Annotated in this window: 18 protein-coding genes, 1 tRNA gene and 1 other RNA gene; 8 read left to right on the top strand and 12 right to left on the bottom strand. The window is 48.5% G+C overall.

What is annotated here, in order from left to right; genetic code table 11:
- Positions 1-11: 11 nt before the first annotated feature.
- From J4F31_02050 to J4F31_02035, 4 genes are read left to right on the top strand one after another with little or no spacing between them, the layout of a single operon-like run.
- Complete coding sequence (locus tag J4F31_02050; GenBank protein MCE2495362.1) at positions 12-737, top strand: VCBS repeat-containing protein; 726 nt, start codon at positions 12-14, stop codon at positions 735-737.
- Positions 734-1744: a VCBS repeat-containing protein gene (locus J4F31_02045; GenBank protein MCE2495361.1), complete on the top strand. Its 1011-nt coding sequence runs from the start codon at positions 734-736 to the stop codon at positions 1742-1744. Before J4F31_02050 ends, J4F31_02045 begins: the two co-directional genes overlap by 4 nt.
- Before the next feature lie 11 nt (positions 1745-1755).
- Complete coding sequence (locus J4F31_02040; GenBank protein ID MCE2495360.1) at positions 1756-2208, top strand: VCBS repeat-containing protein; 453 nt, start codon at positions 1756-1758, stop codon at positions 2206-2208.
- A complete protein-coding gene (locus tag J4F31_02035) occupies positions 2138-2947 on the top strand; it encodes a T9SS type A sorting domain-containing protein (protein ID MCE2495359.1) in 810 nt (269 codons plus the stop codon). Before J4F31_02040 ends, J4F31_02035 begins: the two co-directional genes overlap by 71 nt.
- Before the next feature lies 1 nt (position 2948).
- Here the strand turns inward: J4F31_02035 and J4F31_02030 are convergent, their stop codons facing one another.
- The 4 genes from J4F31_02030 to rlmD are packed head-to-tail and all read right to left on the bottom strand — an operon-like array spanning position 2949 to position 6009.
- Positions 2949-3479, bottom strand: coding sequence for a hypothetical protein (locus J4F31_02030; GenBank protein MCE2495358.1), 531 nt, complete (start codon positions 3477-3479; stop codon positions 2949-2951).
- The gene (locus tag J4F31_02025) at positions 3448-3954 is read right to left on the bottom strand and encodes a phosphoribosyltransferase (protein MCE2495357.1); all 507 of its coding nucleotides are present in this window, start codon (positions 3952-3954) and stop codon (positions 3448-3450) included. The genes J4F31_02030 and J4F31_02025 overlap by 32 nt, the downstream gene beginning before the upstream one ends.
- 25 nt (positions 3955-3979) lie before the next feature.
- Positions 3980-4570: an SAM-dependent methyltransferase gene (locus tag J4F31_02020; GenBank protein MCE2495356.1), complete on the bottom strand. Its 591-nt coding sequence runs from the start codon at positions 4568-4570 to the stop codon at positions 3980-3982.
- Positions 4567-6009 (bottom strand): 23S rRNA (uracil(1939)-C(5))-methyltransferase RlmD, encoded by a 1443-nt coding sequence (gene rlmD / locus J4F31_02015; GenBank protein ID MCE2495355.1) that lies wholly within the window; start codon positions 6007-6009, stop codon positions 4567-4569. The genes J4F31_02020 and rlmD overlap by 4 nt, the downstream gene beginning before the upstream one ends.
- A 74-nt stretch (positions 6010-6083) precedes the next feature.
- On the opposite strand from rlmD, the gene J4F31_02010 reads away from it, so the two are divergent.
- Positions 6084-7199, top strand: a complete 1116-nt coding sequence (locus J4F31_02010; GenBank protein MCE2495354.1) for an MBL fold metallo-hydrolase — start codon at positions 6084-6086, stop codon at positions 7197-7199.
- Here the strand turns inward: J4F31_02010 and J4F31_02005 are convergent.
- From J4F31_02005 to J4F31_01995, 3 genes are read right to left on the bottom strand one after another with little or no spacing between them, the layout of a single operon-like run.
- Positions 7196-7774: an acyl carrier protein phosphodiesterase gene (locus tag J4F31_02005; protein MCE2495353.1), complete on the bottom strand. Its 579-nt coding sequence runs from the start codon at positions 7772-7774 to the stop codon at positions 7196-7198. The two genes, J4F31_02010 and J4F31_02005, sit on opposite strands and share 4 nt — an antisense overlap.
- Positions 7771-9057: an ornithine--oxo-acid transaminase gene (gene rocD / locus J4F31_02000; GenBank protein MCE2495352.1), complete on the bottom strand. Its 1287-nt coding sequence runs from the start codon at positions 9055-9057 to the stop codon at positions 7771-7773. The genes J4F31_02005 and rocD overlap by 4 nt, the downstream gene beginning before the upstream one ends.
- Positions 9058-9110: 53 nt before the next feature.
- On the bottom strand, positions 9111-10187 hold the full coding sequence (locus tag J4F31_01995) for a glutaminyl-peptide cyclotransferase (protein MCE2495351.1): 1077 nt from the start codon (positions 10185-10187) through the stop codon (positions 9111-9113).
- A 42-nt stretch (positions 10188-10229) separates the two neighbouring features.
- On the opposite strand from J4F31_01995, the gene J4F31_01990 reads away from it, so the two are divergent.
- Together J4F31_01990 and rnpB are read left to right on the top strand one after the other, a co-directional pair.
- The gene (locus tag J4F31_01990) at positions 10230-10775 is read left to right on the top strand and encodes a Smr/MutS family protein (GenBank protein MCE2495350.1); all 546 of its coding nucleotides are present in this window, start codon (positions 10230-10232) and stop codon (positions 10773-10775) included.
- Between the two features lie 77 nt (positions 10776-10852).
- An RNA gene (rnpB, locus tag J4F31_01985) (RNase P RNA component class A) lies at positions 10853-11221 on the top strand.
- A 64-nt stretch (positions 11222-11285) separates the two neighbouring features.
- Here rnpB and trxB read toward each other — a convergent pair.
- The 3 genes from trxB to J4F31_01970 form a co-directional block, all read right to left on the bottom strand.
- Positions 11286-12266 carry a thioredoxin-disulfide reductase gene (gene trxB, locus J4F31_01980; GenBank protein MCE2495349.1) on the bottom strand — a complete coding sequence of 327 codons (981 nt, stop codon included), beginning with the start codon at positions 12264-12266 and terminating at the stop codon, positions 11286-11288.
- 72 nt (positions 12267-12338) lie between these two features.
- On the bottom strand, positions 12339-13223 hold the full coding sequence (locus J4F31_01975) for a DUF4249 family protein (protein MCE2495348.1): 885 nt from the start codon (positions 13221-13223) through the stop codon (positions 12339-12341).
- Positions 13220-15574, bottom strand: a complete 2355-nt coding sequence (locus J4F31_01970; protein ID MCE2495347.1) for a TonB-dependent receptor — start codon at positions 15572-15574, stop codon at positions 13220-13222. The genes J4F31_01975 and J4F31_01970 overlap by 4 nt, the downstream gene beginning before the upstream one ends.
- Before the next feature lie 89 nt (positions 15575-15663).
- On the opposite strand from J4F31_01970, the gene J4F31_01965 reads away from it, so the two are divergent.
- A tRNA-Pro gene (locus J4F31_01965) sits at positions 15664-15738 on the top strand.
- Here the strand turns inward: J4F31_01965 and J4F31_01960 are convergent.
- Together J4F31_01960 and J4F31_01955 are read right to left on the bottom strand one after the other, a co-directional pair.
- Positions 15730-16668: a recombinase zinc beta ribbon domain-containing protein gene (locus tag J4F31_01960; GenBank protein ID MCE2495346.1), complete on the bottom strand. Its 939-nt coding sequence runs from the start codon at positions 16666-16668 to the stop codon at positions 15730-15732. The two genes, J4F31_01965 and J4F31_01960, sit on opposite strands and share 9 nt — an antisense overlap.
- A 21-nt stretch (positions 16669-16689) precedes the next feature.
- Positions 16690-17247: a recombinase family protein gene (locus J4F31_01955; protein ID MCE2495345.1), complete on the bottom strand. Its 558-nt coding sequence runs from the start codon at positions 17245-17247 to the stop codon at positions 16690-16692.
- Positions 17248-17645 lie beyond the last annotated feature (398 nt).

Genomic DNA, 17645 nt, shown 5'->3' with positions numbered 1-17645 from the left:
AACTCCTTACAATGGGCAGTAAATCAGTCACTCTCAGTCTAATCGCAGTACTGGCTTTTGGCCTCCAACACGTTCGAGCTCAGTCATATATACATATTTCCGACGTTGTTAATTATCCAATTTTATCCGGTTTCCTTCTTTCCGGAGATGTGGACCAGGATGGTGATATCGATATTCTTGTCCCGAATGGTTTTTTGAAATCCGGGAAATTATTCTTGAATAACGGGAACGCAGAGTTTTATTCTGATACTTCGGCAAACTTTTTCCCGGAGGTAAGTAGCTTAAATGCGGCCTTAATCGATGTAGATCAAGATGGGGACCTCGTCCTAATTCAGTCCGGTGTTTTCACCAATGGTGATGACACGACATTTACCATGTTGAATGATGGGCAAGGGCATTTTACGCCAACACCAGGGGCAATCAACTCAGGACAGAAAGGTCCTTTTGATTGCGGCGATCTTGATGGCGATGGAGATATGGATTTCGTCTTTAGATATTTCGATAGTAGCCTCGGCCTTCCTGTATACGTCTATATTTTTGAGCAAATTACGCCCGGAGTTTACACCTTTCATACTCCGTCCGTACCTGGCCACTTTCAAGACAATATCGTTTTGTTCGATATAAATAACGATGGGCTTGAGGATATTATGACCGTCGGAAATGGTCTTTTCTTTGACCCCCCAAGTAGGGTTCTCTTAAAAATGGGAATCTTGTTTTTGTTGACGATACGACGATGACGTTTCCATTCTTTGATTTCGGAACGACATTAACGGGAGACCTAAATGGTGATAGTATTGAAGACCTATTGCTCATAGGAGCTGAGAATGGCTCCCCAGCTTATATTTATCCGGGAGGAACAGCATATCCAAGTGCCGTTATTCCGGACACTCTTCTAGCTACTGAAGGAAGACAGGTCGTATCGACTGATTTTGATGCCGATGGATTAAATGAAATTGTTTTGATCAACCACGGGATACCGTGGTCTAGTCAGGACAGGTTTGATTTATATTGGAACAATGGCAATTTTGACTTTGAACTCGATACGTTAAATGGAATTTTTGAGCCTGACGAATATGATCCGCCCAACGAAGTTCACTCGATTGCTCTAGGTGATTTTAATGGGGATGGCTTACAAGATTTAGTCAATGTTGGTGGATTTACTGAAAGTAATGCTGAAAGCGGACTGAACAAGCTTTTTATTAATAACGGGAACAGAACGTTTATTCAAAAATATCCTAGTGGAGATACACCGATTACAGAAGGACAAGACTCTTTCGGTGATTTGGATGGCGATGGAGATTTCGACTTGTTGAGGGCTGGTAGTGACGTAGAAGGCAATGCTAAAACTGTAGTATACCGAAATAAAGGGGGGCTGATCTTTGAAAATTGGGATGACACGACCTTTATCGGGGTTAAAGAAGCTGCCACGGCCTTATTTGATTTTACGAATGACGGATTAATCGATGTCATGATCTCGGGACGCGACACTTTTGGTGATCGCAAAACACATGTATACATCAACAATGGAAATGGGAACTTTTCAGAAGTGATGAATCACGGGATCATTGATTTTGGTGTTCCTCAGTTCAGAGCCATGAACTTGAATGGGGATTCCCTGATCGACCTTCTGGTCATTAAAAACAGTGTATTGGATCCCACCATAGAGGGCTATATTAATCAAGGTGGAGTGTGTTTAACTGGAACGGTCAATTTAACTTGCATTCCGGTTTCAATGGTGGGGTAGAATTTGAAGACTTGAATAATGACGGACTGTTCGACTACATTTCGTGGGGTGGAGGAAATGGTGGTCAAAAGTACCGGGTCTATATTCGTGTTAATGGCCCGCCTTGGCTCATAAGTGAGGTTATTGACTCCATTGGATGGCGACATGGAGCTATGGACTTTGTCGATTGGGACGACAATGGTGATATGGATTTTTTAGCCATGGGTCATTTCCAGCCGTATAGCCCTGCCTACCAATCGGTAGTATTTTTGAATGACGGCACGGCTCATTTTACCCCAAACGTTGTGACAAGCACAATTGAACCACTTGTCAATGGGTCTCTCGATTTTGTCGATCTTAACAATGACGGAGCCCTAGAACTCATAACCATAGGGTTTACAAGTCTATCCAAGGGTGAGAAAAGGTCAAATATCTATCAACTTCAAAGCGGTTCATACCAACCTAATTCAAAGCGACTTTGCTGAATTTGATGTTCATCCATTAACACATTTTGTAGATCCGGATGGAGATCAATTAAAAGAGATTTATATCGATCAGTTCGAGGTGGGACAGTTGGGAGGTTTTATTCACCACAACACCTCTTGCAATGCGGCGATTAATTTCTCAGAAGTACAAGCATGTAGTTTCTACATTGACCCCGACGGTGTCTACCACAGTTCGTCAGGTACGTACAATGGAAATTTCGTGGCATCGAACGGATGCGACTCCATAGTTCGGATTGACTTCAGTATACATTCTGCGGAAACCACCATAACTCAAATAGATTCCTTGATTGCTGTAAATGAACTGAGTGGATTGAGTTATCAGTGGTACGATTGCAGTTCGAATTCACCCATAGCTGGAGAAACGAACGACACCCTTATCGCACCGTATACGGGTAGTTTTAGTGCATTTGTTCAAACCGATAGCTGTAGCTTTTACACGCCATGTGCGTATTTCGGCTACACTGAAAATGATGAATTAATTAGTACTAGTGGAGTAAGCATTCATCCAAATCCTGCCAATTCCAAGGTCCAAGTTCGATGTGAGAAGAAAACCGTATGGGACCTTTCAGTCTACAGTTCAACCGGTAGAAAACGAATGGAGCGGTCCTTTACAGGAGAGTGCTCCGTAAATGTCGAACATTGGTCTACAGGTGTGTATTATTTTCACTTCTTTAGTGAAGTTGAAGGTAGCTTTTATCAAAAGGTAGTGGTTCGGTAATTTATCGCCTACGGCGCGATGCGGAACTCCCGGCCGGATTAAAACTCGTGAGTTGACGGTCAAATCGCTGCGACAATTCTTGTGCAGCTTCTTTCGCCCGCTCAACCGTAGGATATCGACACAACGTAATTCGCTTGTGGTGATTGACCGATAAAAGACACACATCGTATACCTTGTCCGAATTGACCACACTTTGGTTCGAGTAATATGAGGTAGTTGTATAACTCAAGGTCTTTCTCGTTACGGCCATATGCGGGTAATGCTCCAATTCTTTCCAGTCGCCTTGACGCGTCCAAAATACGCGAACGTATTCTCGAATTCGACCACCCTCCAAATCGACCTCGGTACCGCTCAATGAAAAACAAAAAAAGATACCCGTTCCAATAGGGAGCAACGCGATCAACGGATTCGCGAACAACGCAACCGCGCCGACCGCCAAAAAAATGTATCCAACGAATACCGCAGCCGTAGAAAAATTCTTCCCGTGTATGAATAGCTCGCTATTCAAGGTACACCGCATCTTCTTTCCCAAACTCAACACTCACATGCTCTTGCAAGGTAGTGCTGAGCTTCATTCCGGCATAAGTAGCCTGAATAGGGAAGCGATTGTGTCCACGATCAACTAAAACCAAAATATCGAGCGACTTAAACGGCGTGGTCAAGAAATACTTAGCTCCATACATGAGGGTGCGACCTGAATTGAGGACGTCGTCGACCAGAATCACAGTCTTATCCGTATAATCCGCTGGCAAAATACTTAGGCGAATATCCTCGCCCATGGGATTTTCCTTGCTCAACTTCAACTCGGCCAAGGTGATCTTGATGTCCGTGATCTTGGCCAACAATACACTGACCCTTTTGGCTACCTTGAACCCGCGCTCAGCTATGCCCGCTATAACGATCTCCTCGTCATCATAGTGATTCTCATAGATCTCCCAGGCCATTCGAATGATGCGCTGCTCAATTTGCAGGTGATTCAAAATCAGTGTGCGTTCTTCTGCCGCCATATTGTCGATTTTCTCGTCTAAGATACTACTTCCTTTGAAGGTGCATGAACCATTCTCGTCCGGCTCGTGGCACAATGCTGTTTCCACAAGGCTCCCACGACAAAAACTCAAAGTCATCCTCAAAATAAGTTCTGTATGCGCTCTCGTGTCCGCCAAATGGAGGGCGATCATCGTTCAAAGGAACGTTGAATAAAACACCCGATAAATGACCTCCACCAGGTAACAGCTTTGCCATTTGTCGAGCATACTTCTCGCGTTGATCCGGATGAAGCGCACAAAAGAAGGTCTGCTCCAAGATCAAGTCATACTGCTCCCTATGATCGAAGAAATTCTGCTGAATCAGATGCGCGGTCGGAAAGCCGGGAACGCGCTTATGAAATCCTCGCAAGGCCTGCTCACTGAGGTCGAGTACATGAATGTGCTCGTAACCCGTGTTCCAAGCATATTCTGCTTCGTACGCATTCCCCGCTCCGGGAATCAAGATCTTGGCGTTCTTGTCGGGCCAACGATCCAGGAATTCCTTCAACGGCCTGCTGGCTTCGCCTATATCCCAACCCATCTGATTGTGGATATATGGCTCATTCCAAAATTCCGCATTCAGTTCCTCGGGTGTCATGACTTCAGTTTTAATGACACGATATTTTCAACGTGGTGGGTATGCGGAAACATATCAACGGGCTGAACCTCAATGAGATCATATGCCTCTTTCAAAAGCTCAAGATCGCGCGCTTGTGTAGCCGAGTTACAGCTCACATAAACGAGCTTCCTCGGTCGCGCTTCTAAAATGGTCTCTACTACCTTCGGGTGCATCCCGTCTCGAGACGGATCGGTAACCACAACATCCGGAGCACCGTGTTCCACCACGAATTCCGAGGTCAGCACTTTGCGCATGTCTCCAACGTGGAATTCCACATTGTCGATGCCATTCAACGCGGCGTGCTCTCGCGCCGCAACAATGGCTTCCTCTATGGCTTCAACACCTACGACATGCTTTGCTTTATGCGCAACGAACTGCGCGATGGTACCCGTTCCCGTATACAGATCATATACCAATTCATCTCCCTGTAAATCGGCCATTTCCCGAGCGCGCTCGTACAAGTGATAGGCCTGCTCAGGGTTCGTCTGATAAAAGGTCTTCGGTCCGATCTTGAATCTCAATGGCTCGGTATCGCCCTCGAAACGAGGCATCTCTTCGTAAATGAACGCACGGCCGTGGTAGCACTGAACGTTTAGATCATACCAGGCATCGTTCCCTTTGGTATTGACCGCCCACATAAGACTGGTCAGATCAGGGAATTCATTTTTAACGAATTCGAGCAGCGCCTCTCGGCGCGATGTGTCCTCTTCGCCAAACTGAATCGCTAACATGACCTCCCCCGTAGTAGCGGTTCTGATCATCATCGTTCGAAGCAATCCGGTTTGTTCATATGGATTGAAAAAACTGTAGTCGTTTTTTAACGCGAATTCCCTGATCGCATTCCGAAGCTTATTACTGGGCTCGGGCTGTAGATGACAATGCTCAATATCGAGGATCTTATCCCACATCCCGGGGATGTGGAATCCGACCGCTCGGCGATCATCAAAGGTCTTGCCGCCGGCCATCTCGGCCCGACTCAACCATCGCTGCGAGCTGAAACCGAATTCGAGCTTGTTTCTGTAATAGAACTGTTCGCCCGATCCCATGATCGCATGCGTTTTGCCCTCGGGCAATTCAAGGTGCCCGATACGCTTTAAGTGATCGAGCACCTCGCGTTCCTTCCACTCGAGCTGATTCTCATACGCTACGTTTTGCCATTTGCATCCTCCGCACACGCCAAAATGCTGACATGGTGCTTCCACACGAGCTTCTGAGTATTTGTGAATCGCAGTCGTCTGCGCCTCATAGTAGCTGCGCTTCTTGCGTGTTACTTGTAAGTCCACGACATCACCGGGTACCGCCCCCGTAAGCATGATGGTTTTTCCATCGGGAGCCTGGGCAATACTCTTTCCTTTCGATCCTGCGCGCAGGACTTCGATCGATTCAAATAATGGTTTGGGTCTTCTGTTTCGAGCCATTTCGCAAATTTAGGCCAAAGGTGCGGACTCTCGAACTTATTGCGCACTTTTGGTTTAGTTACCGTATGAACTTCATGAGACGATTCCTCAAGATCCTAAAACGCATGCTTTACGCCGTAATCGCCATTGTTATTCTGCCCACCCTGGGCGTTTTCATCTTTGTGAGGACTGCTCCTCAGATCGGCCGCGCTCCTTCAGGTGAACATCTCGAACGAATTTCTAGATCACCAAACCACGCCGATGGTTCGTTTCATAACCTCATTGAAACGCACATGGGCTCTTTCGGTGAAATGATGGGAACCATGCCCGAATTCCTCTTCGGTAAAGGACAAAGTCCGCAAGACTCACTTCCCGTTCAATTCGACGAACAAGCGAACACCATTGACAGCCTTTGCCAAGTCACCTGGTACGGACATTCTGCTTTCCTCATCGAAATGCACGATATGCGCATCCTCATAGATCCGATACTCGGGCCAAAGGCCTCTCCGGTTTCTTTTGGAAGCAAGCGCTTTCCTAATAAAGAACCCATTCCACTCGACGAACTCACCGATATCGATGCCGTGATCTTATCTCATGATCATTACGACCATTTAGATTATCCAACCATTAAGAAACTCGATGGCGAAATTGCGCATTTCTATACCGCACTCGGTGTGGGTTCGCATTTGAAACACTGGGGAATCTCAGAGGATCGTATCACGGAACTCGATTGGTGGGATTCGGCTTCGGCCGGACCTATCGACCTCATCGCTTGTCCGGCGCGCCATTTCTCGGGTAGGGGAGTGACCGATCGAAATAAGACCCAGTGGGCCAGTTGGGTCATAAAATCCGAAGACCACAACATCTATTTCAGTGGCGATGGAGGTTACGGGCCTCATTTTAAAGAGATCGGCGATCAATACGGTCCTTTCGACTTTGCCATGCTCGAATGCGGTCAATACAATGAAGCGTGGGAAGCCATTCACATGATGCCGGAGCAGAGTGTTCAGGCCGGATTAGATGTACAGGCGAAATTGTCGATGCCCATTCACTGGGGTGCATTCAAGTTATCGATCCACAGCTGGACCGAACCCATTGAGCGGTTCAAAGCAGCAGCGCAGGAGAACAATTTACCTGTGATCCATCCACTGATCGGTGAACGATTTGCCATTGGGGTCGATTACCCTCGATCCGAGTGGTGGGCCTATTAGGAAAGGTATTCGGCACATGCTTTTTGAAGCAACGGGAAGAACTCAAAGAAATCCTGTTCGAATTCGCCGTGCATGGCTTTGAGCTCGCGTACTCCTTCTTCCATTCGCGACTCGAACTTAGCTCTCCGGCCCATTCCATGTAGAACGCGATCAATTCCTTCAAGGAGAGCGTAGTTCGTTAGCCAGTCGTACCGCTCCATATAGGGCAACATATGCTGAATTCGCTTGGGAAGTAGATCCCGGTTCGCCCTCATCAAGGCATATTGATCCTGAGCATAGTCTGCCAGTGGCGTAGGGCAGTATTGATCCCAATGGAGTGCTAAATAGTGATCGTAGTAGATGTCTGCCAATACCGATGCGTATTTTTGGTAAATGGGCCGAAGACGCTCCTTGGATCTCTCTACTACGGGATGATGATCGGTGAATTCGTCGATCATCCAATGAAGTTCAACACCAACGGCCATTCGCTCCGGAATGCCTTTTAACTGACTTCTTCGAATCGCATCGCCACAAAAGTTGCCGATAGCCACAAGGTCCTCATCTCCACTCAAGTACAGGTGGGCGAGGTAATTCACTCTTCTTCGGCTTCGTATGCTCTAATAGTGCTCGTGATGATCTCAACACATTCCATAAGCTCCTCCTCGGTCATCACGAGCGGAGGAGCAAATCGAATGATATTTCCATGAGTGGGTTTCGCAAGCAAACCATTGTCGCGAAGTTTCAAACAGATATTCCAAGCAGTATTGCTGTCTTGGTGGTCGTTGATCACAATGGCGTTCAACAACCCACGTCCGCGTACCAACCGAACCAGGTCGGTCTTTTCAATGAATTTGTTCATCTCTACCCGGAAGAGTTTACCGAGACGGCGAGCGTTTTCTGCTAATTTCTCGTTTTCCACGACCTCAAGGGCGGCAATGGCCACTTGGGCTCCAAGTGGGTTTCCACCAAAGGTTGAGCCGTGGGTTCCCGGGGTGATCACCTGCATCACAGCATTATCTGCCAAGACGGCCGAAACCGGATAAACCCCACCACTCAGGGCTTTTCCCAAGATCAAGATATCGGGCTTGTATTCGTACTTCTGTTCACATCGAGCGCCACAATCGCACTCGCCACAAACGGCTAAAAGCGCTCCGGTACGTGCAATACCCGTTTGAATTTCATCGTCGATCAACAAGACGTTAGCTTCCTGACACATCTTCGCTGCTTTGGCCATATAACCTGGAGTTGGAACCATAACACCCGCTTCTCCTTGAATCGGTTCAACCAGGAATCCGGCCACGTGCTCATCTTGCAGGGCTTCGCGGAGCGCATCTAGATCGTTGTAGGGTATACGTATGAATCCGCCCGTATACGGGCCAAAATTCCCACGCGCCTCGGGGTCACTACTAAAACTGATAATGGTGGTCGTTCGCCCGTGGAAGTTGTTCTCCGCTACGATGATCTTGGCCTGATTTGGCTCGATGCCCTTTTTCTCGTACGCCCATTTACGTGCGATCTTGATGGCTGTTTCAACGGCTTCGGCGCCTGTATTCATGGGCAAAAGCTTGTCGTACCCGAAATACTCTGTGGCGAATTTCTCGTAAGGGCCCAAAACGTAGTTATAAAAAGCGCGAGAGGTCAAGGTCAAAGTGCTGGCCTGTTCCTTGAGCGCATTGATGATGTGTGGGTGGCAGTGCCCTTGGTTTACGGCCGAATAGCTCGATAAAAAATCGAAGTACTTTTTGCCGTCGACGTCCCAAACGTACACCCCTTCACCGCGGCTCAAAACTACCGGGAGCGGATGATAGTTGTGCGCTCCGTGTCGGTTTTCGAGATCGATATACTGCTTGGCTTTGGTATCTGTGGCTACGTTTTCCATGATTTCTTTCTTGTGGTCTTCTTCAAAGTTACATTTTGCGATCGAGAGCGACACTATGTGCCTTGTGGCACGATGCGTACCTCAAACACGTTGGGCCATAATTTCCCCGTGACGAATAAATTCCCGGTCGACTCATCATAAGCTATACCGTTGAATACATCGGTACGTCGTGGGTATGATCTTCGGTCGAATATCTGCGTAAAATCAACGATTCCGGTCACCGCTCCGGTTTTGGGGTCTATCCGGCAGATATATCCCGTGCCGTACACATTGGCCCAGATTTCACCGTTGATCCACTCTAATTCGTTGAGGTTGATCATCCGCGCTCGCTCATTGTATACTTGCAACACACCGATCTCGGTCATAGTTTGCGGATCGAGGATGTAGATGCGGTGACTTCCATTGCTCATGAACAGTGCCGTATCATTGTGCGTAAGTCCCCATCCTTCGGTATTGTAATTGAACTCCTCTATGGGTTTCAAGGTTTCGAGGTCGTATACGAATCCGGTCTTCCCTTGCCAGGTGAGCTGATAGAGCTTGTCATCCTTTACCGTGATGCCTTCTCCGAAAAAACGGGCCGGAATACTGTGACTGCGAACGATCTTGCCCGTTTCGACTTCTACTTCACGAAGGCTCGATTGACCCTTGAGTCCGGTACCCTCGTAGAAAACTCCATCGTGTAGATACAATCCCTGAGTGTAGGCATTGGGGTCGTGCGGAAGGGTACGAACCAACTCGTAGGTGTATTGATCGGGCTCCTGAGCAGCTGCGATCTCCTTGATCAAGGTCTTGCTTTGTGCTTGGCCATACGCTGTTTTACCGGTCAGAGTAAACGCGTACTCCCCAAGCTTTTGGTCAGCGCTGAACCAGAGGAGCCCGGTTCCGCTTCCTGCCGTAGGCAGCCCGTTAACTGTCCATTGCCATTCACCGATATCGAAGCTATGATCTACGACCTCGACGTTTATGACCACGGTATCGCCTTGATTTAATAGCGGAGCGGAACCTTCTGATACGAGGCGAAATAGGGTAGGGAGCTTTTCGATCTTTGACGGGCTATCACCCGTTGATTTCGGGTCTGATTGGCAAGCGACGAGGAGCAATATGGTGACAAAGGGAACGATTCGGCGCATAAGGCGTTTATTTGGCGTAAAAGTAGGGTGTATTTTTGCACTATGGAAATCAAAAAGGGGATGCGTGTGGCTTTGATCGACGACGTACTCGAAGGTACGGTGACCGAAGTGCGTGGTAACCTCGTTACCTTTAAGACGGATGACGGATTCAAGGAAGAGGCCTGGAGCCATGAATTGGTGGTTGATAGCGGGGAAACCTACGATATCACTCGGGTGACCGATGAAGACGAGTTGCCGAAGTTGATTCGCGAAAAAGAAGGGGAGCCGAAGAAAAAGCCGATCTCGAAGAGACACAGCCGACTTTCGCGCAAGGTCGATATGGAAGTGGACCTGCACATTCATCAACTGGTCGACATTGAGCGCGGTCTCAACTCACACGATAAACTGCGTATTCAGGTAGAGCACTTTGAACGCAAGATGCATTTCGCCCTGCAGAATAATCTGCATCGCGTGGTTTTTATACACGGAGTTGGAGCGGGTGTGTTAAAACACGAAATTTGTAGGCTGTTGGATGAAGTCTATCATCTGGAGCATTTCGACGCGGCATTCCAGAAGTACGGCTTCGGGGCAACGGAAGTTCTTTTATAATAGCCACAACGACAGCTACAGCTACAACAAATGAAGGTAATTAACTGTTGCTGTTGCTCACACTGTTGCCGAGAAAAATAGCGTTCCGTTCTGTCGCTGCCAGGCCTAGCCTGGGGGAGGAAAGTCCGGACAACTCAGAGCACCATACTTCCTAACGGGAAGGGCCTTCGTTCGGGTACGGAGGTACGACCAGTGCCGCAGAAAAGAACCGCCTCGCTTGCGAGGTAAGGGTGAAAAGGTGGGGTAAGAGCCCACCAGTGCATCGAGCGATCAGTGCAGCTGGGTAAACTCTATGGGTTGAAAGACCGTGTATACCGGGATTGAGGGCTGCTCGCCCGACCGGGGGGTAGGTCGATGCCGATCGTACGCGTGAGCGTGCGGCTAGATAAATGACAGAAGCCTGCTTCGGCAGGATACAGAATCCGGCTTACAGGAACGCTAAATACCCGAGAAAAACAAAGCCGCCATCCGAAAGGAAGGCGGCTTTGCCATTTATTATTGGATAGCGATTCAGTTCGTCACTTCTTCTACGGTTTCCGACACGATCTCGTGTTCGGCCAAATATCGCTCTGCATCGAGAGCTGCCATACATCCTGTTCCGGCCGCGGTTACTGCCTGGCGGTACACTTTGTCCATAGTATCACCAGAAGCAAAAACTCCAGGTTTAATGGTCTTGGTGCTTCCCGACTTAACGATGAGGTAGCCGACATTGTCCATTTCGAGTTGTCCTTTGAAGATGTCTGTATTCGGCTTGTGGCCGATTGCTACGAAAAACCCTTGAATGGCCAGTTCTGATTTTTCGCTGGTTTCGTTGTTCACGATACGAACTCCTTCGACTACTCCATCACCGAAGATCTCTTCGGCTTCTGTATTCCAGTGCACGGTGATGTTTTCTGTATTGAAAACCCGGTGCTGCATCGCTTTTGAAGCGCGCAATTCGTTGCGGCGTACCAACATATGAACGTGCTTACAAAGCTTTGCGAGGTACGTAGCTTCTTCTGCGGCAGTGTCACCACCACCTACGATGGCCACGTCCAATCCCTTGTAGAAAAATCCGTCGCATACCGCACAAGCACTGACTCCGCTACCTGCATAGGTCTTTTCAGACTCTAGTCCGAGGTACTTGGCACTTGCTCCGGTTGAAATGATCACGGTTCTGGCTTGAATCTCGGTCTTGCTATCGACCCAAAGCTTGTGGTAATCTCCGGCCTCTTCGCTGAACTCGACCTTGGTGACCATACCCCAGCGGACATCGGTACCAAAGCGCTCAGCTTGAGCCTTAAGTTCTTCCATCATGGCCGGACCGGTGATTCCGTCCGGGTATCCCGGGAAGTTCTCGACCTCCGTCGTTGTGGTCAATTGACCTCCAGGTTCCATTCCCTGAATCATGACCGGTTTAAGGTCTGCACGTGCAGCATAGATCGCTGCCGTATAGCCCGCAGGACCCGATCCGATAATGACGCAGTCCAGTTTTTCTATTCCGTTGCTCATAGCTTCATTTTTATCGATGCACAAAATTAAGAAGAATGACCGTCACCTTTTGTCACTAAGGTTACAAACTTATTATGGGATATAAACAGTGTCGATGGACTCCGCATAACCGCCCCAGATCCCAAGTCCGCCATTGATGTTGGAGGCTACGTTCTGGGATGGGCTAAAGGCGTCGCTAGCCTCGTTATTGCGCGTGCTTTGCCAAAACTCATAAGTGGTAGAAGAAATGGCGTCCCAGTACAGAATGACCGCTTGACCCGGAACAAAGCGGAATTGATCCGGAACCGATTCGCTTTCTTCGGGCACATAGCGCTCGGCGTAGGTACGCGATCGATACACTGTTGATTCATATGTGAGCCCATTTACGAGCCTATCGGTCCGGGTAGCTCCGCTGGTAGCAAATGGGATTTCGTCGATGCCGATGCGTTGGTAGTACAATCGGTGGTAGTTTCCCAAGGTATCGGGGTCGCTGTATTGGTAGTGGATCGGGCCAACGCTGTCTCCTGTTTCAAGGTGAACGTCATCGGCTTTCCACCAAAGCGAATCGAGCGAATTCACTTTTGGAATATAAGTAGATGCGGTGAGCAGTTTTCCATCGATATAGACCTCGAGATCGTAGCGCTGATTTTCCTGGCCGATGATCTGAGTTCCGAAGTAGGCGACAGGAGGCAGGTAGCCTGGGGCTACATCAAATTCACAGGTATCGCGAACGATCCCGTTTGAGACCACGATTAGGGCATCTTCGATGATGAAATCTTCGTAATTGGTGAGATCGATGGTGCCGAGAAATTCGATATTCCGCGTCAGGTGAATACGGGCCGGTTTACCAGTGGTGATGTAACCTTCGACACTGATCTTTGCTTCGTAATCGGCCAGCTCCAAATCGATGTTACTCTCGCATCCGCCCGAGAGGGCGAGAACAGAAAGAAAGAGGAATATATTCTTAAGCGTTTTCATAGAAATTTGAAATTCCACGTGACACTCGGCAGAATGGGGAACAAGGTGATTTGGCGCGCGGCTAAACTATAGGTTCCGTCAATGATGCTGCCCTGGCCATCGAAATAAACGAAGAAGGGGTTTTGTCGGTTGTATGCATTGTAGACGCTGAACACGAAGCTCGACTCGAACCGCTTTGTCTTTCTCGCGACCCAAGTAGCGCTGAGGTCTAGACGATGGTAAGCGGGTAGGCACTTGCTGTTGCGCGGCCCCCATTCAGTATAGAACTGCCCGTCGATGAGGTAGCGCGACTTTGGTGGGGTATAGTTTGATCCACTTCCGAATACGAAAACGGTTCCGAGGCTCCACTTTTCGGAGAGCTTGTAGTTCAGGGCGATCGAGATATCGTGAGGTCGGTCGTAAATTGCCAGGAAGGTGTTTCCTTCATTGAGTTCCGGGAAATAGCGTAGACTTCGACTCAGGGTGTATCCGACCCATCCGGTAAGTTTTCCGGTACTCTTTTTCACGAAGAACTCGACCCCGTAGGCTTCTCCAGTGCCAAAGGTGAGGTTGTTATCCGGGTTGTCGGCAATGTTTTCGTTCGGCGTAACCCCTTCTTTGTAGGCGACCAGGTTGTCGAGTTCTTTGTAGAAGACTTCGATGGAGAATTCATAAGTGTTGTTCCGGAAGTTTTGAAAATAGCCCACGCTGTACTGGTGTCCGGTCTGCGGCTTTACGACATCGGAAGAAGGTAACCATAGGTCGGAAGGAAGGCCGAGAGCCGAGAAGCTGACCAGGTGGAGGTATTGGTAGTTCCGAACGAGTCCGATCTTCACAGAACTCTTATCATTGAGGCGGTATCGTGCACTGAATCGCGGCTCCCAACCGAGATAGCTTTGAACGGTTTCTCCCGTTCGGTACGATACAGTGTCCTCTATGGAGCCATTGGGATCCTTGAGGTAACGGTCGAACGGTCCTACTTGATTGAAAAACGAAACGCGGAGTCCTGCATTGATTCGGAGCCGCTCGGAAACGTCGAAGTCGTTGAGCGCGTAAACGGCTGCCTCGTGGGCGTGTTGGCGGTTGACGCCCTTTGCACCGAACGAGGTGTTTTGTTGCCGGCCTCCAACATTGGACGGTGTAATAATGTGTCGGATATAGTTAGCTCCGAACTTGATCCGGTTACGGGGGTTGGGGTGGTAGCTGAAATCGGTTTTTAGGGTGTAATCCTGAACACCGCTGTACAGCTGGTAATCGAACGTTGAGTTGGAGGCTTCGTATTGAAAATAGTAGTCGCTGAATACGGCCGTGGTGTTCACAAATAATTTATCGGTGAATAGGTGGTTCCAACGAACGCTCGCCGTAGCATTTCCCCAGGGAATCGAATTTTGATAGTCGCTTTTTGGGTCGTTGAATACAAAGGCGTCGCGTCCAAAATACCCCGATACGTATATTCGATCGCGATCGGTTAGGCGGTAGTTCAGTTTGAGGTTGAGGTCATAAAAAAAGTAGGTGTTCCCTTCAATCTCAGTACCTCGGACGAATGGTGCCAAGAACAGATCGACATAGGTTCTACGGGCCGAAAACAAATACGAGGCGCGGTCTTCGACGATTGGCCCTTCGGCGGTGATACGGGAAGCTATGAGGCCGATCCCTCCTTGCTGTTGGTGGCGTTTATAATTTCCGTCGCGTTGGCTGATATCGAGCACAGAACTCAATCGTCCTCCGTAATTCGCCGGCATTCCGCCCTTGATCAGCTCTACCTTTTTAAGCGCATCGGCGTTGAATACACTGAAGAAGCCGAGTAGGTGAGAGGCGTTGTATACCACGGCTTCGTCGAGCAGGATGAGGTTCTGATCGGCACCCCCACCGCGTACGTAGAATCCGCTCGATCCTTCTGCAGCGCTTTGTACTCCGGGCAATAATTGAATCGATTTAAGTACATCGACTTCGCCTCCTACCACCGGAATTTGCTTAATGAGGTCGAGTTCGAGGTCGACTCGTCCCATATCAACGCCCTCTACGTTTCGGTCCGGGGAATCGGCGGTGACCACCACTTCGTCGGTGATGAGACTACTGGCTTCAAGTTCAAAGGAAAGGGTGGTGTCACTCTTCAGTGGTATGGTAATGTCGAACTCCTTGTAACCGAGGTATGAGATCCGAATATTTGCGAATCCACCCGCAAGGGTGAGCGAATAAAAACCGTACACGTTGGTTGATGTCCCTAGCGATTGGCTCGGTTCGAACACATTGGCGCCGATCAGCGACTCGCCTGTTGCGGCATCGGTTACATAGCCGCTCACGGTATAATTTTCCTGTGCCGACAAAGTCAGCGACAGAAGTAAAACCCCGATGAGTGATATATTTTTCATTGGAAATTGCGAAAGTAATTCTAATTTTGTGCCCCCTCAAGGAGGTACGTTACGTTAACGTAAAGAAAGCCTCACATGTTGAGTCGAATCGGGGTGTAGCTTAGTCCGGTTAAAGCGCGCGTCTGGGGGGCGCGAGAGCGGAGGTTCAAATCCTCTCACCCCGACATGAAGAGACGACTTGCCACTTTGGTAGGCCGTCTTTTGTTTTTTACCCCAGTGCCTTCGGCTGTCAACCCCTTGTATTTAGGGATTAAATCAAAGAGCAAGGCAAAATCCAAAAGGACTTTTTTATCCAACAAAAGACGGTTCGACCCAATTTTTTTCACAAAGGCCTTAATTTCCCCAAAATCATCCGAAGAAATCAGCCGACCCGCATCATTACTGGCCTCCACGAACCCACGCACAAGTTCGACCCACTCAACACCCCTTTTCTCAAAATCTTGCTTTTGAGCCTCTAAATCAACTTTCTCTTTTAGAAGTTGCTCCTTCTTTTTGAGGTAGATTTCTTGCTCAATCATCCCGTCAAGAAAACCGTTTACCAGTTTATCCAATTTGGTTTCGGTTTCATCCAACTGCCGTTTCAGATTTTGGGAAAAGGACTGTTTGCCATGTTTTTCCTCGCGCTTCACCCGCTCACATTCAGCCAGCAGAAAATCGCCCCACCCATCCGGTAAAGCAACCTTTTCTAATATCGCTCTCAATTCCCCAAGCAAAGCCTTATCGCTCAAATAGCCTTGCGCACATACGCCAAACTTCTTTGAACAGCGGTAGTAAACGTATTTCCGTTGTTTGGCGTATTGAGCCGTAATTTGCCCTCCACACTCCCCGCAAGTTAGAAGGCCAGTAAATGGAAAGTTATGGCGTCCTACTTGCTTGCGTGGCCTCGATCGTCTGTGCAATTCCTTTTGCACCGCTTCAAAGATTGCTTTATCCAAAATCGGTTTAAATGCGCCTTCGAATAGTTCCCCTTTGTGTTCAATCAAACCCAAGTAAGTTGGATTGGTCAATATTCGATACACAACCGATTTTACAACAGGCTTTCCCGTCTTGCCCGCAACGCCCCAAAGGAAAAGCCTGTGCCGGATGGATTCCAAGCTATGCCCACCCGCTGCAAATTACTTGTATAGCCTTCTAATGATTTTCGCTTTTACCGGATCAACGTCAATATTCCTCGTTTTCGGATTGTTGATGTAGCCAAATGGCGCATAGCAATGATATTCCCCGCGCCTGATCTTTTGCCTTATCCCGCGCAGCACATTTTGCGAAAGGTTATCCGAGTAATATTTTGACTGCCCGAACGCTACTTGCAGCATAAATAAACCTTGTGGCGTAGGTTCAAACCAAAAGGTCGGAAACTTCAATGCCACCACACGCTTTAAATCGATCAGGTAAATGATTTGCCCACCGTCCATGCTATTCCGCGCCAGCCGATCGGGATGCCAAGCTAAAATCCCAATCGGCTCCCTACTTTCATAAACCTTTGCCATCATTTCATTGAACACAGCCCGCCCCGGTTTCTTCGCGCTCTTGCTCTCTACAAAGGTTTCTGCAGTCTTGATTTTTTCCCTGCGCGCAAAATCATTTAGCTCTGTAATCTGCGCTTCAATTGACATTACCTGTCGCTCCTCATCTTCGGTCGATTTTCTGGCATATAAGAAGTATTTCGTTTTCATAATTATCAGGTTTATTGGTACAACAAATGGCCATCCTGCGCACTCTCAGGCCAACGCGCTTTCCCGCTTGCAGCGGGAGTGAAAAAAATTGGGTGTTCAGAAGAGGGGAACACGCGCTGTCGCGCACTAATTCCCCTCTCCTGAACTGGCGGTTTGCAACCGCCACGAACCACCTTTTGAAGGACAAAAAAGTCCAATTGGATAATGCCAAGCCCAATGAAATAATCCCTAAATACAAGGGGTTGACAGCCGAAGGCACCGGGGTAAAAAAGAAAAGACGGCCTACCAAAGTGGCAAGTCGTCTCTTCATGTCGCGTTTCGCAATCGAAGTTATTACTCACTATCAACATTCTATCCACATATAGTCCACAAGCGTTAGCGGCGGGGGCATCCGCGTT

The organism is Flavobacteriales bacterium (assembly GCA_021296215.1).
Classification (GTDB): domain Bacteria; phylum Bacteroidota; class Bacteroidia; order Flavobacteriales; family ECT2AJA-044; genus ECT2AJA-044.
The sequence above is the reverse complement of the archived record's forward strand: the minus strand, read 5'-3'. Positions and strand labels throughout refer to the sequence as shown.

Coding starts and splice junctions, on each gene's coding strand:
- J4F31_02050 (MCE2495362.1), top strand. CDS start 12: ATGGGCAGTAAATCAGTCACTCTCAGTCTAATCGCAGTACTGGCTTTT.
- J4F31_02045 (MCE2495361.1), top strand. CDS start 734: ATGACGTTTCCATTCTTTGATTTCGGAACGACATTAACGGGAGACCTA.
- J4F31_02025 (MCE2495357.1), bottom strand. CDS start 3,954: ATGGCGGCAGAAGAACGCACACTGATTTTGAATCACCTGCAAATTGAG.
- J4F31_02020 (MCE2495356.1), bottom strand. CDS start 4,570: ATGACACCCGAGGAACTGAATGCGGAATTTTGGAATGAGCCATATATC.
- rlmD (MCE2495355.1), bottom strand. CDS start 6,009: ATGGCTCGAAACAGAAGACCCAAACCATTATTTGAATCGATCGAAGTC.
- J4F31_02010 (MCE2495354.1), top strand. CDS start 6,084: ATGAGACGATTCCTCAAGATCCTAAAACGCATGCTTTACGCCGTAATC.
- rocD (MCE2495352.1), bottom strand. CDS start 9,057: ATGGAAAACGTAGCCACAGATACCAAAGCCAAGCAGTATATCGATCTC.
- J4F31_01995 (MCE2495351.1), bottom strand. CDS start 10,187: ATGCGCCGAATCGTTCCCTTTGTCACCATATTGCTCCTCGTCGCTTGC.
- J4F31_01990 (MCE2495350.1), top strand. CDS start 10,230: ATGGAAATCAAAAAGGGGATGCGTGTGGCTTTGATCGACGACGTACTC.
- trxB (MCE2495349.1), bottom strand. CDS start 12,266: ATGAGCAACGGAATAGAAAAACTGGACTGCGTCATTATCGGATCGGGT.
- J4F31_01975 (MCE2495348.1), bottom strand. CDS start 13,223: ATGAAAACGCTTAAGAATATATTCCTCTTTCTTTCTGTTCTCGCCCTC.
- J4F31_01970 (MCE2495347.1), bottom strand. CDS start 15,574: ATGAAAAATATATCACTCATCGGGGTTTTACTTCTGTCGCTGACTTTG.
- J4F31_01955 (MCE2495345.1), bottom strand. CDS start 17,247: ATGAAAACGAAATACTTCTTATATGCCAGAAAATCGACCGAAGATGAG.